12 protein-coding genes and 1 pseudogene are annotated in these 11,854 nt (G+C 72.6%); 7 read left to right on the forward strand and 6 right to left on the reverse strand.

Annotation, left to right across the window (positions count from 1 at the left end; translation table 11 throughout):
- Nucleotides 1–22: 22 nt before the first annotated feature.
- The 5 genes from J2S42_RS24735 (at nt 23) to J2S42_RS24755 (ending at nt 4,269) form a co-directional block, all read left to right on the forward strand.
- Nucleotides 23–235, forward strand: coding sequence for a helix-turn-helix domain-containing protein (locus J2S42_RS24735; RefSeq protein WP_033345947.1), 213 nt, complete (start codon nt 23–25; stop codon nt 233–235).
- Nucleotides 236–453: 218 nt separating this feature from the next.
- Nucleotides 454–555 carry a 30S ribosomal protein bS22 gene (locus tag J2S42_RS24740; RefSeq protein ID WP_007465623.1) on the forward strand — a complete coding sequence of 34 codons (102 nt, stop codon included), beginning with the start codon at nt 454–456 and terminating at the stop codon, nt 553–555.
- Nucleotides 556–659: 104 nt separating this feature from the next.
- Nucleotides 660–1,718, forward strand: coding sequence for an NAD-dependent epimerase/dehydratase family protein (locus J2S42_RS24745; protein WP_307242757.1), 1,059 nt, complete (start codon nt 660–662; stop codon nt 1,716–1,718).
- Nucleotides 1,715–2,737 (forward strand): lysophospholipid acyltransferase family protein, encoded by a 1,023-nt coding sequence (locus J2S42_RS24750; RefSeq protein ID WP_307242758.1) that lies wholly within the window; start codon nt 1,715–1,717, stop codon nt 2,735–2,737. The genes J2S42_RS24745 and J2S42_RS24750 overlap by 4 nt, the downstream gene beginning before the upstream one ends.
- A 656-nt stretch (nt 2,738–3,393) precedes the next feature.
- Nucleotides 3,394–4,269: an LLM class flavin-dependent oxidoreductase gene (locus J2S42_RS24755; RefSeq protein ID WP_307242760.1), complete on the forward strand. Its 876-nt coding sequence runs from the start codon at nt 3,394–3,396 to the stop codon at nt 4,267–4,269.
- On the opposite strand, the gene J2S42_RS24760 is transcribed toward J2S42_RS24755, so the two are convergent.
- The 4 genes and pseudogenes from J2S42_RS24760 to J2S42_RS24775 all read right to left on the reverse strand — a co-directional run bounded on the left by J2S42_RS24760 (nt 4,262) and on the right by J2S42_RS24775 (nt 8,491).
- A complete protein-coding gene (locus J2S42_RS24760; RefSeq protein WP_307242761.1) occupies nt 4,262–5,386 on the reverse strand; it encodes a hypothetical protein in 1,125 nt (374 codons plus the stop codon). The genes J2S42_RS24755 and J2S42_RS24760 overlap by 8 nt on opposite strands.
- The gene (locus J2S42_RS24765; protein ID WP_307248998.1) at nt 5,383–6,240 is read right to left on the reverse strand and encodes an HAD family hydrolase; all 858 of its coding nucleotides are present in this window, start codon (nt 6,238–6,240) and stop codon (nt 5,383–5,385) included. Before J2S42_RS24765 ends, J2S42_RS24760 begins: the two co-directional genes overlap by 4 nt.
- 437 nt (nt 6,241–6,677) lie before the next feature.
- Nucleotides 6,678–7,550 (reverse strand): annotated as a pseudogene (locus J2S42_RS24770) (DUF5667 domain-containing protein); the annotation flags it as partial.
- Nucleotides 7,551–7,705: 155 nt separating this feature from the next.
- Nucleotides 7,706–8,491 (reverse strand): ECF subfamily RNA polymerase sigma factor, BldN family, encoded by a 786-nt coding sequence (locus J2S42_RS24775; RefSeq protein WP_307249000.1) that lies wholly within the window; start codon nt 8,489–8,491, stop codon nt 7,706–7,708.
- A gap of 498 nt (nt 8,492–8,989) precedes the next feature.
- Here J2S42_RS24775 and J2S42_RS24780 point away from each other — a divergent pair, with 498 nt between their 5' ends.
- Entirely contained in the window at nt 8,990–9,238 is a 249-nt protein-coding gene (locus J2S42_RS24780; protein ID WP_307242764.1) for a glutaredoxin family protein, read from the forward strand.
- Nucleotides 9,239–9,254: 16 nt separating this feature from the next.
- Nucleotides 9,255–9,899, forward strand: a complete 645-nt coding sequence (locus J2S42_RS24785) for an HAD family hydrolase (RefSeq protein WP_307242766.1) — start codon at nt 9,255–9,257, stop codon at nt 9,897–9,899.
- Here the strand turns inward: J2S42_RS24785 and J2S42_RS24790 are convergent.
- A complete protein-coding gene (locus J2S42_RS24790) occupies nt 9,896–10,540 on the reverse strand; it encodes a response regulator (RefSeq protein ID WP_307242768.1) in 645 nt (214 codons plus the stop codon). The genes J2S42_RS24785 and J2S42_RS24790 overlap by 4 nt on opposite strands.
- A 10-nt stretch (nt 10,541–10,550) precedes the next feature.
- On the reverse strand, nt 10,551–11,831 hold the full coding sequence (locus J2S42_RS24795) for a sensor histidine kinase (RefSeq protein ID WP_307242770.1): 1,281 nt from the start codon (nt 11,829–11,831) through the stop codon (nt 10,551–10,553).
- Between the last annotated feature and the right edge of the window lie 23 nt (nt 11,832–11,854).

Genomic DNA, 11,854 nt, shown 5'->3' on the forward strand with positions numbered 1-11,854 from the left:
GGGGTCGATGGGTTGTGAGCGCATGGCCGGAGCATCACACGCCGAGGGCCGGCTGCCGGAGGTCCGTTTCCTCACCGTTGCCGAGGTCGCCACGCTGATGCGGGTGTCCAAGATGACCGTCTACCGGCTGGTGCACAGCAACGAGCTGACCGCCGTCCGGGTGGGCCGATCGTTCCGGGTACCGGAGCACGCGGTCCACGAATATCTGCGTGGCGCGTTCTCCGAGTCGGCCTGACCGGCAGGGTCGTGTTTGTCGCCGCGTCGCGCACGGGTACCCTGGAGCGGACTCGGACCCGAACCCAGCTGGCTCGCGCCGGTGCCCGGCCGCTGAAGCCCGGCGCATGACGCGCTCGCTGAGGTTCCCGGTCCACCGTCTCACCGGTGCCCGGCGTCACGCCCCGTGACCTGCCGAGCCCGGAGGATCGCATCAACAACGATTGAAGGGGCTGTCGTATGGGCTCGGTGGTCAAGAAGCGCCGCAAGCGTATGGCCAAGAAGAAGCACCGCAAGCTGCTGCGCAAGACCCGCGTCCAGCGTCGCCGTCTCGGCAAGTAATCCCGCGTCGCGCCGGGCCGCTGTCGCAAAGGCCCGGCGCGGGGTGTTGCTTGCCTGAGGTTCACTAGCTGGTCGCAGGTGTCGAGAAGGCCACGGAGGCGCGAGTGACCGAATCGCCGGGGACCGTCGTGGTCACCGGGGTCAGCCGGTTCCTGGGCGCGCACGTGGCCGCGCGCCTCGCCGCCGACCCGCGCATCGGGCAGGTCATCGGGCTCGACCCGGCCGATCCGCCCGCCGCGCTGGCCGAGACGCTGCGCGGCGTCGAGCTGGTCCGCGTCGACCTCCGGTCCGCCGGCACGGTCCTCGCCGACCTCGGCGCCGAGGCGGTCGTCCACCTCGCGATCACCAGCTCGCCGGACGCCATCCAGGGCGGCCGGGGCGCGATGAAGGAACACAACGTCATCGGCGCCATGCAGCTGCTCGCGGCCGCCCAGCAGGCGCCGAGACTGCGCAAGCTGGTCATGCGGTCGTCGACCGCCGCCTACGGTGCCTCGTTCCGCGACCCGGGCGTCTTCACCGAGGACACCGAGCCGCGCGAGGTGCCACGCGGCGGCTTCGCCCGCGACATCCTGGACATCGAAGGTTACGTCCGCGGCTTCCGCCGCCGGCGTCCCGACGTGGTCGCCACCGTTCTGCGCTTCGCGCCGTTCATCGGCTCCCGCGCGGAGACGTCGCTGACCCGCTACTTCTCCCAGCCGTTCGTCCCGACCGTGTTCGGGCGCGACGCCCGGCTGCAGTTCGTGCACGTCGACGACGCGCTCGAGGTGATGCACCGCGCGGTCGCCGAGGACCACCCCGGCACGTTCAACGTGGCCGGCGAGGGCGTGCTCGCCCTCTCCCAGGCGATCCGCCGGGCCGGCCGCGTCCCGGTGCCGGTCCCCGAGCCGGGCCTGGCCGGCGCCATGTCGATCGCGCGGGCCATGGGCCTCGGCCAGAACGGCCTGGACCAGGTCGACCTGTTCGTGCACGGCCGGGTCGTCGACACCACCCGCCTGATCCGCGAGTTCGGCTTCACGCCCCGGTCCACCGCCGCCGCTTTCGACGACTTCATCCAGGCCCACCTCGGCGGTGCGCTGGTCTCGCCGGAACGCCTGGCCACGGCCGAACAGTCGATCCTGGACACCATCCGCCGGGTGCGCGTGGCCCGCCAGGAGGCGTCATGAGCGATTCCCTGCCCGGCGCGGAGTTCCGGCCGGCCGATCCGGCGCCGATGCCGCGCCGCAGCAACGGCCACCACCCGTCCGTACCCGCGCAGAACGGTTTTCCGCCCGTCGACCGGCCGCCGGTGAAGAAGCCGGCGGAGAACCCGCCCGCCGGGGACGCCCCGGATGGCATCGTCGATGACGTGTGGGATCAGCGGGTGGCCGGTGCGCTGTCGTTCCTGCGCCGCCGGCTCTCCGGGCAGTACGACGTCGACGAGTTCGGCTTCGACCCCGAACTCACCGACCAGGTCTTCCACCCGCTGCTCAAGCCGCTCTACCGCGAGTGGTTCCGCACCGAGGTGCTCGACGTGGACAACGTCCCCGCGGACGGCGGCGCGCTGGTCGTCGGCAACCACTCCGGCACGATCGCGCTGGACGCGCTGATGCTCTCCGTCGCGCTCCGCGACACCCACCCGCAGGAGCGCCACCTGCGCCTGCTCGGCGCCGACCTGATCTTCCGCATGCCGGTCGTCTCCGAGCTGGCCCGCAAGTCCGGCGTCACGGTCGCCTGCAATCCGGACGCCGAGCGCCTGCTGCGCACCGGCGAGGTCGTCGGTGTGTTCCCCGAGGGCTTCAAGGGCATCGGCAAGCACTACTCCCAGCGCTACAAGCTTCAGCGCTTCGGCCGCGGCGGCTTCGTCGCCGCCGCGCTGCGCACCGGCGCCCCGATCGTCCCGGCCGCCATCGTCGGTGCCGAGGAGTCCTACCCCATGCTCGCCGACGTGAAGCCGCTCGCCCGTCTCCTCGGCCTCCCGTACTTCCCGGTCACCCCGACCTTCCCGCTGCTCGGCCCGCTCGGCCTGGTGCCCCTGCCCAGTAAGTGGCTGATCCAGTTCTGCCCCCCGATCCCCACCGCGCACCTGATGGACCAGGCCGACGACCCGCTGGTCGTCTACAACCTCGCCGACCAGGTCCGCGAGACCATCCAGCACACCCTCCACACGCTCCTCAAGTCCCGCCCGGACCCCTTCGGCCTCTGACTGGGACCCCAACCCCAAAGCGGATCTTCCCGCTCCCGGCGGCTCCAATCCCGCATGCTCCCGGGCCCCGGTCGGCCGTGGCCGGCCTCCCTGCCGGTCCCGCTTCCCAAGACCACCCCTTCCCCGGCCACGCCGCCCACCCGCCATCACCATGCGTGACGCCCCACCCCTCCCGTCACCCCCAAACGATCTTCCCCGCCCCCTTCCACCCCACTCCCCACGCCGCTTTGCTCTGCTTACATGCTCGCGCCCCGTGGTGATTCGGACGCTATCCCCGATAGGGGCAGAAGGCCGGTTCTCCAGGCCAAAGACCGTTTCACGACGAAAGTCGCGGCCGTTTCGGGCGATTCGTCAATGTAAGCAGAGCAAAGGTGGGCAGGGAGAGGGCTGTGCGGGGTGTGGGGTTGCGCAGCGTGACGGGGCGCGGTGGAGAAAGCCGGGTGCGGGGGTCGCGGGGGTTGGGGTGAGTGGTGCGGGAATGGCTCCGTGGCGGTGGCCGGAGCCGAGCGTCAGCGGAGTCGGAGGCCGCCGCGAGGTTTGCCCGCGGGAGCGTGCGGGCCGGACCGGGCCGGAAGCGGGTAACGCACGAAGGGTTTGATCCTCGGGGGGGCGATCGGGATCTTTGGATTGTCATGCGGGGTGGGGAGGATGGGGGCATGACGAAGCTTGGGGCGGTGTTCGTGCCGCAGTGGGAGCCGGAGCGGCTGCGGGGCGTGGCGCGGGCGGCGGACGAGGCGGGGCTGGAGGAGCTGTGGCTCTGGGAGGACTGCTTCTTCGAGAGCGGGGTGGCGAGCGCGGCGGCGGCGCTGGCGTGGACGGAACGGCTGCGGGTGGTGGTGGGGCTACTGCCGGTGCCGCTGCGGAACGTGGCGGTGACCGCGATGGAGGCGGCGAACCTGGAGCGGATGTTCCCGGGGCGGTCGATGCTCGGGCTCGGGCACGGCGTGCAGGACTGGATGGGGCAGGCGGGGGCGCGGGCGGAGTCGCCGGTGACGCTGATGCGGGAGTACGCGACGGCGTTGCGCGCACTGCTCGGTGGCGAGAAGGTCACGGTGTCCGGGCGGTACGTCAACCTGGACGGCGTCGAGCTGGTCTGGAAGCCGGCCGGGGCGCCGCCGCTGCTGGTGGGCGCGTCGGGGCCGCGATCGCTGCGGCTGTGCGGTGAGGTCGGCGACGTGGTGATCCTGTCCGGCGGGACGACGCCGGAGGGGACGGCGCGGGCCCGGGCGCTGGTCGAGGAGGGGCGCGCGGCGGCGGGGCGGACCGATCCGGTCACGCTGGCGGTGTACCTGATCGCGGCGACCGGGGACGATCACCAGGAGCGGCTGCGGCGGGCGCACGCGACGTGGGGGATGACGGAACCGGTCGGGGACGTGACGGTCGGCGGTGACGCGGCGGCGATCGCGGCGGGACTGCGGCGCTGGGCGGACGCGGGCGCGGACACGATCGTGCTGCAGCCGACCGAGGACGAGCCGTCGCCGGAGGACTTCGTCCGGTTCGTCGCGACCGAACTGCGGCCGCTGGTCAGCTGATCGCGCTGAGCGGCAGCGTGTGCCAGACGATCTCGGTGTCGGCGCCGGTCGACCACCAGAGGACGCCGTTGCGGGACTGGATCATGCCGACTGCGTCGGCCACCCGAACCGTCTGCTGCTTCTCGATGTCGTAGACGTAGAGAATCTGGCTGCTGGTCGGGACGGTGTCCGGTCCCGCCTCGGTGAGCACCTCGAACCGGTCGAGCAGCGCCACGTCGGTGACCGCGGACATCGCGGCGCCACCGGCCATCCGGCGCCGGTCGGAGCCGTCCGGGCGCATCAGGTCGGTGCGGGCCGGTCCGTCCGCGGAGATGACCAGCACTCGGCACCAGACGCTGCCGCAGGTCACCAACTCGGTGCCGGTGGCGGCGACGGTCAGCTCCCGGTGATTCTTCCAGTCGCGGAGCTGGGGTAGCGACGCCTGGCCACTCTCCGCGCTGACCAGCCACGGGAACTTCGTCATCGCCCACGCGCCGTCCTCGGTGCGGGTGGTGACGTCGCCACCGGCCAGCGGCACTGACCGGATCAGCGTGGCGGGCTCCTCACCGGGCGCGACCTCGGCCCAGTGCAGCGCGCCCTCGGCGATCAGCATGTCGTACTCGGAGTTGAAGAAGACCACGTCGCCGGTGTCCGCGGTGAGCCGGCGCGGCTCGCCGTCCGGCAGCCGCATCGACCACATCTCGGTGCGCGTCACGTTGTCGTTCCCGGCCAGCGACTCGGCCCAGGCCAGCTCCGTGCCGTCGGTGGCGAAGCCGCCGAACTGCGGCGTGCCGGAGTAGGGGAGCCGGCGCAGCTCGCGCAGCGTGCCGTCACCGGCCCGGCGGACCAGCCGCATGAAGGCGCCGTCTGGGCTGGGTGCGGTGCCGATCGCGGTCTGCGCGTCCAGGAAGTACGACGGGGAGAACGCCGGGCCGTCCGACACGTTGCCGGGGAACTGGCCGATCGTCACGCCCGGCCAGGCCTCGGCCGGACCGATCGGGCCGGTCTGCGCCGGGCTCTGCGCCCGGTCCGCGTTGCCCGGCAGCACGATCAGCGCGACCGCGGCGAGCACCGCGACCAGCAGGCCGATCTGCGCGAACCCGATCCGGCGGCGGGGCAGGGCAGTGCTCGCGGTCATCGGGCCGCCCGGCGGCGCAGCGCGACGGTCAGCGCGGTGCCCGCGACCAGGCCGGTGGCGACCGCGACCGGCACCGCTATCCGCGCCGCCTTCCGCGCGGTCCGGAAGTCGCGGACCTGCCAGCCGCGGATCCGGGCGATCCGGCGCAGCGCCGCGTCCGGGTTCGTCGCGACGGCGTTGCCGACCGCGGTCAGCATCGGCATGTCGTTGGCCGAGTCGCTGTACGCGGTGCACCGCCTCAGGTCCAAGCCCTCGACCACGGCGAGCTGGCGTACCGCGTCCGCCTTGGCCGCACCGTGCATCATGTCGCCGACCAGCCGCCCGGTGTAGGCGCCGTCGACGATCTCCGCGACGGTGCCTATCGCACCGGTCAGCCCGAGCCGCTGCGCGATCACCCGTCCTATCTCGATCGGCGCGGCGGTGACCAGCCAGACCCGCTCGCCCCCGTCCAGGTGGGTCCGGGCGAGCGCGTGCGTGCCCGGCCAGATGCGGGCCGCCATCGACTCCTCGAAGATTTCCTCGGCCAGGCGCTCGACGTCCTCGACCGTCCAGCCGTGGAAGAACGCCAGCGCGATGTCCTTGGCGCTGCTGATGTGCCCGCGGTGCTCGCTGAGCAGCCGGAACCGGGCCTGCTGCCAGGCGAACCGGGCGACGTCCCGGGCGGTGAAGTAGCGCCGGGAGGCGAGGCCGCGGGCGAACCAGTACAGCGACGCGCCCTGCATCATCGTGTTGTCCAGGTCGAAGAAGGCGGCGGCGCTCGGGTCCGGCCGCGGTACCAGCGCGGCCTCCAGATCGGTCGAGACCCAGCCTGCGGTGTGACCCCGTGCGTCCGTGCTCACGGTCACCTTGCGCATGCGCGGCACCAGGGCCCCCTTCTCGTAGCGATCGCTCACGCGAGCCTAGCCGCCGCCCACAGCGGATCGTGCGGATCCCGGGGGGTGAAAACGCGCCGAGGGCCGCCTGACCGGGTGGTCGGGCGGCCCTCGTGCGTCAGTGCGGATCAGCCGCCGAGCAGGCCGCCGAGCAGGTCCTCCAGCACGTTCTTGCCGGCCGGCGTGGGGCTCGGCGCGGGCGCGCTGGGCTCCGGCTCCTCCAGGACCGGCTCGTCGGCGGTGCCGCTCGCGGGCTCGTCGGCCGCGGGGGCCGGCGTCGCGGTGGCCGGGGCGGGCGTGCCGGTGGCGGCCGGCGCACCGGTCGCGGGCGTGCCGCCGTCGGTCTCCCGGGCGGCCGGGACCTGATCCTGCGACCGCTGTCCGCCGCCGTGCACCGGCGTGCCGACCGGGTCGTCGACGGCGTCGCACAGGTTCGGCAGCGGGCCGAGCGCGTCGGTCCGCGGCAGCGCCTCCGCGGCCGGGCAGGCGAATCCGTCGGTCAGCGCGCGGGACCGCTTGTCGACGGAGTCGAGCAGGATCAGCGAGCCGAGCGCGCGGTCCCGGTTCGCCCCGGAGAGCGTGTCCAGGAAGCCGCCGATCTGCCGGCGCTGAGCGGTGACGAACGGGTCCACCGGCTGCAGCGGCGTGCCGCTGTGCTTCCGGGTCGCGGCGCCGGCCAGCAGCTTCACGCCCTCGCGGGTGTCCGCGTCCATGTCGTTGAGCACGGCCTCGAACCCGGCGGTGTCGCCGGTGACGGCCCGTGCCTCGCGCAGCCGGGTGGCCGCGAACTCCAGGTACAGCCGGCCCTTGTCCTCGTCCGAGCCGGCGAGTGCCAGCTGAGCCTGTTCCGAGTGCCGTTTGACGCTGTACAGCGCGTCGCCCGGGTTCGCGTCGGAGCTGGCCGCGGACATGCCGGAGACCACGACCGCGCCGGCGATCACGCCGATCGCGATCGCGCCGCGGGCACGCAGCCGGCGTCCGGCCGCGTCCGCGGCGGTGCCGGCCTTGATCAGGCGGGCGACCGGGCCGTCGGCGCTCTCCGGGTCCGTCGAGGTCACGCCGATGCCCTCGCGCTCCGCGGTCGCCATCAACATGGCACGCAGCCCGGTACGGAAGTCGGGGTCGATCTCGGGGCCCGGCGGTGCGCTGTTGAGCTCGTGGCCGAGCGCCACGAGTTCGGCCATCTGGTCATCGGACCGGGACCGGCCGTGGTGGCGCGGTCCGCCGTCGGCCTCGTCCAGCAGCTGGGCGAAGCGTTCGGCACGACGACGATCGAAGATGACGTTTCTCACCGAGGGCACCTCCCTTCAGTCGTCGCGGTTACCCGGACGGCGTCTGCACCGGCCAGGGCGACCGCGATGCGGGGAAATGCCGGAACCACCATGGGTCGCACCGGGACAAACGGGGGACGGGCACGCGTGGTTACGGGACGATCCGGGGGAACGGGTCACGGTTGGAAGCCGTCCGGCAGGAGCCGGGCGAGCGTACGGACCGCACGGTACTGCAACGCCTTGATCGCGCCTTCGTTCTTGCCCATCGCCTGCGCGGTCTCCGCCACCGAGAAGCCCTGCAGGAAGCGGAGCACGATGCACTCCTGCTGTTCCGGGTTGAGCTGCTTGACCGCGGTGAGCAGGGCCACGTTCGTGATGTGGTCGACGACCGCGGCCTCCGGGCTGCCCTCCGGCCCGCGGTCCTCCCGGTCGGCGTCGAGCACGTCGCCGGTGGTCACCTCCAGCCGGTAGCGGCCGGACTTGAAGTGGTCGGCGACCAGGTTCCGGGCGATGGTGACCAGCCAGGCGCCGAGGTCGCGGCCCTGCCAGGTGAAGCTGCCGATCCGCTTGAGCGCGCGCAGGAACGTGTCCGACGTCAGGTCCTCGGCGAGCTGCCGGTTGCCGACCCGGAAGTAGATGAAGCGGAAGACGGTGTCCACGTACCGGTCGTAGATCAGGCCGAACGCCTCGGCCTCACCGGCCTGGGCGCGTTCGACCAGCGCCCACACCTCGGCGGCCGCGTCGGACGGGTCCGGCCGGGACGGGCGCTGCGGCGCGTCCGGCCCGGTGGCCGGCAGCGGCGCGGTATCCGTGGTGCGCTGCCCGGGTGGGGCCGGCTTGGTGGGCGCGCCGACCCGGCCGCCGTTGGTCGGCGTGCCGGTCCGTGGCGGTGCCTGGTTCGGCGGTGCGTTGGGCGGACGGTTCCGGGTGCGTTCGCTGCCGCTGCTCTCCGCGCGCGCCATCCCGATGGTCACGCCCAGGTGGTGGAGGCCGTCGTTGAGCGCGAGCCGGGCCGAAAAGACGATCCCGTCCGCGGCGTATCGGTACGTCACTGGGCCTCCTCCGCGCAGCCCCGTACTGAGGGCATATCGGCGCATCCGGCGGGTAAGGGGGGTCGGCGATCCAGGAGCGGACACGCACCCATGAGGTGCAGTTGCGGTGCAAGATCGGGCACAACGGCCTCCTCTGGGTGAGGGGTGTCAACTCATAACAAAAGGGGTGAGTCGACCCTTTGAGATGATAGGGCCTGCCTCACCCACACGTGTGGAGTCCGTTACATAGAGCAGGAGTATTTCGCGGAAACCGCCCTTCCGTGTCGCACACGGTGTGCGTCCGGCCAAACCATACGTGTGGTGACCAGGCGCTTACCTCGGGCTATGCCGCAACACGCCCGACCGCACTTGCACCGCGACACGCCGTGACGGGTGTCCACCGGGGGTCACTCTGGCACACTGGACCGGGTGCAGGAGCCCCGTCTGACCCTCATCACCCGGCCCGGCTGCCACCTGTGCGAGGTGGCCAAGGAAGCGGTCGGCCGGGTGGTCGCCGCGACCGGTGACCGCTACGTCGAGATCGACGTGGAAAGCGACATCGAGCTGGAGCGGGAGTACGGCGAACGCGTCCCCGTGGTGCTGCTGGACGGCCGCGAGCACGGCTACTGGCGGGTCGAGGAGGCCCGTCTGCTGGCCGATCTGGCGCAGCCCCGCTGAGCGTTAGCATCGCGCGATGGGCACTCGCACACACCTCGTCTGGGACTGGAACGGCACGCTCCTCAACGACCTGCAACTTGTCGTCGAGGCGACCAACGCGGCCTTCGCCAGCGTCGCCGGCCCCGCGGTCACGCCGGACGAGCACCGGCGGCACTTCCGGCGGCCGATCTCGGAATATTACGCGCAGGTGCTGGACCGGGCCGTCGACGCGGACGAGTTCAGCGTCCTCGACCGGATCTTCCACGACGCGTACCGGGACGGGCTGACCTCCGTCGCACTCGCCGCGGACGCGGCCGAGGCGATGCGCGAGTGGGGACCGCACCAGTCGCTGCTGTCCATGTGGTTCCACACCGAGCTGGTCCCGGTCGTCGAGCGGTACGGCCTGACCTCGCAGTTCCTCCGCGTCGACGGCCTGCCGCACGAGGTCGGCGGCGGGCTCAAGTCCGCGTACCTGGTCAGTCACCTCGCGGCACTCGGCATCGACGGCGCCGACGTGGTGCTGATCGGCGACTCGCTGGACGACGCGGACGCGGCGCACTCGGTCGGCGGCGCGGTCGTGCTCTACACCGGCGGCTTCACCGACCCGGACCGGCTGCGGGCCTCCGGGCTGCCCGTCGCGGACTCGCTCACCGACGCCGTGCGACTCGCGAAGCGCTGTTAACCACCCAGGTACGTCAGCACCGCCAGCACCCGGCGGTGCTGCTCCTCGTCCGGCGGCAGCTGCAACTTGGTGAAGATGTTGCGCACGTGCTTCTCCACCGCGCCGTCGCTGACCACCAGCTTCCGGGCGATCGCGGTGTTCGACCGGCCCTCCGCCATCAGCCCGAGCACCTCCCGCTCGCGCGGCGTCAGCTGACGCAGCGGATCGTCCCGGCGGCGCCGCGCGAACAGCTGCGCCACCACCTCCGGGTCGAGCACGGTGCCACCGGCCGCGACCCGGCCGAGCCCGTCGAGGAAGTCCGCGACCGCGGCCACCCGGTCCTTGAGCAGGTAACCGATGGCCCCGGCCCGGTCGGCGAGCAGGTCGTCGGCGTAGGAGACCTCGACGTACTGGGACAGCACCAGGATCGGCGTGCCCGGCACCAGGCTGCGTGCCTCGACCGCGGCGCGCAGCCCTTCGTCGGTGTGCGTCGGCGGCATCCGCACGTCCACGATCGACACGTCCGGCCGGTGCTCCCGCACGGCCGCGACCAGCGCCGGTCCGGTGTCCACGGCCGCGACCACCGCGTGCCCGTGCTCGGTCAGCAGCCGGATGAGACCTTCCCGCAACAGCACCGCGTCCTCGGCGATCACGACCCGCATGACCCCGTGTCTAGCACGGCAGGTCGACCCGCAGCTCCGTCGGCCCGCCCATCGGGCTGTCGATGCGCAGCGTGCCACCGGCCGCCTGCACCCGGTCGGCCAGGCCGGCCAGCCCGTGCCCCTTCGCCACGTGCGCGCCACCGGCACCGTTGTCCAGCACCGAGATGCCGAGCCGGCCGGCCACGTGCGCCACGGTCAGCCACGCCTCGGACGCGTTGCTGTGCTTGTTCACGTTGGCCAGCGCCTCGGCCACCACGAAGTAGGCCGCGTTCTCCACGGCCGGGTCCAGCCGCCCCAGGTCACGGTCAACAGCCAGTTCCACCGGTACGGTCGACCGCCCGGCCAGCGCGGCCAGCGCGCTCGGCAGCCCGCGGTCGGCCAGGACCGGCGGTGCGATGCCCCGGGACAGTGCCCGCAGCTCGTTGAGTGTGTCCACGGTGTGCTCGAGCGCCTCACCGAGCGTGGCCCGCGCGGCGTCCGGGTCCGTCTCCAGCTGCTGCTGCGCGCGGCCCAGGTCCATGGCCAGCCGGACCAGGCGCTGCTGCGGCCCGTCGTGGATGTCCCGCTCCAGCCGGCGCAGCGCGTGCGCCTCGGCGGAGACCGCGGCCCGGCGCTGCCCCTCCAGCGTGCTGATCCGGGTCTGGAACTGCGCCATGCCGGTCAGCAGCGCCCGGCCGGTGCCGGCGCTGAGCAGCGCGGCGCCGCGGACGACCAGCGGCAGCGTGGCGGCGAAGAAGAGGCCGAGCACGGTGTAGGTCGCGATCCGCGAGCCGCTGGTGTCCGGCAGGCCGAGCAGCTCGGGCAGGTCGGTGTTGTCCGGCTCGGACGGCAGTGCCCAGTCCCACATCCAGTACGTGACGCCGGCCGCCGCGCCGGCCCACCACACCACGGTGATCAGGAACGATACGGCGGAGATCGGCAGCCGCAACAGCGCGTGGGCGAAGTCGAGCCAGGACTGGACGTCCAGGATCGGCGCGAACACCCGGGACCACAGCCCGCCGTTCTCCCGGCCCTTCCGGTACGCCGGCCGGATGTAGGACGTGCGCAGCACCGCGGGCAGGCGCAGCCGTTCCAGGTCCGCGAACCCGCGGGCGACGAGCAGGCCACCCGCCATGATCGGCAAGCCGATGACGGTGACCGCCATCCCCGCACCCAGCGTCACGATGACGATCGTCAGGATGAACCCGATCAGGGCGAGCGGCAGACCGATCAGGACGTATCCGGAATCGATCAGCAATTGCCGCATCGGGGCGGGTGCCCGGGTCTCCGATTCGGCGGTGAGCGTCGTCATGCCGAAAACGCTAAGCCCTCGGC

This window comes from Catenuloplanes indicus, from assembly GCF_030813715.1.
GTDB classification, from domain to species: Bacteria; Actinomycetota; Actinomycetes; order Mycobacteriales; family Micromonosporaceae; genus Catenuloplanes; species Catenuloplanes indicus.

Coding starts and splice junctions, on each gene's coding strand:
- J2S42_RS24735 (WP_033345947.1), top strand. CDS start 23: ATGGCCGGAGCATCACACGCCGAGGGCCGGCTGCCGGAGGTCCGTTTC.
- J2S42_RS24740 (WP_007465623.1), top strand. CDS start 454: ATGGGCTCGGTGGTCAAGAAGCGCCGCAAGCGTATGGCCAAGAAGAAG.
- J2S42_RS24750 (WP_307242758.1), top strand. CDS start 1,715: ATGAGCGATTCCCTGCCCGGCGCGGAGTTCCGGCCGGCCGATCCGGCG.
- J2S42_RS24755 (WP_307242760.1), top strand. CDS start 3,394: ATGACGAAGCTTGGGGCGGTGTTCGTGCCGCAGTGGGAGCCGGAGCGG.
- J2S42_RS24760 (WP_307242761.1), bottom strand. CDS start 5,386: ATGACCGCGAGCACTGCCCTGCCCCGCCGCCGGATCGGGTTCGCGCAG.
- J2S42_RS24765 (WP_307248998.1), bottom strand. CDS start 6,240: ATGCGCAAGGTGACCGTGAGCACGGACGCACGGGGTCACACCGCAGGC.
- J2S42_RS24775 (WP_307249000.1), bottom strand. CDS start 8,491: ATGGCGCGCGCGGAGAGCAGCGGCAGCGAACGCACCCGGAACCGTCCG.
- J2S42_RS24785 (WP_307242766.1), top strand. CDS start 9,255: ATGGGCACTCGCACACACCTCGTCTGGGACTGGAACGGCACGCTCCTC.
- J2S42_RS24790 (WP_307242768.1), bottom strand. CDS start 10,540: ATGCGGGTCGTGATCGCCGAGGACGCGGTGCTGTTGCGGGAAGGTCTC.
- J2S42_RS24795 (WP_307242770.1), bottom strand. CDS start 11,831: ATGACGACGCTCACCGCCGAATCGGAGACCCGGGCACCCGCCCCGATG.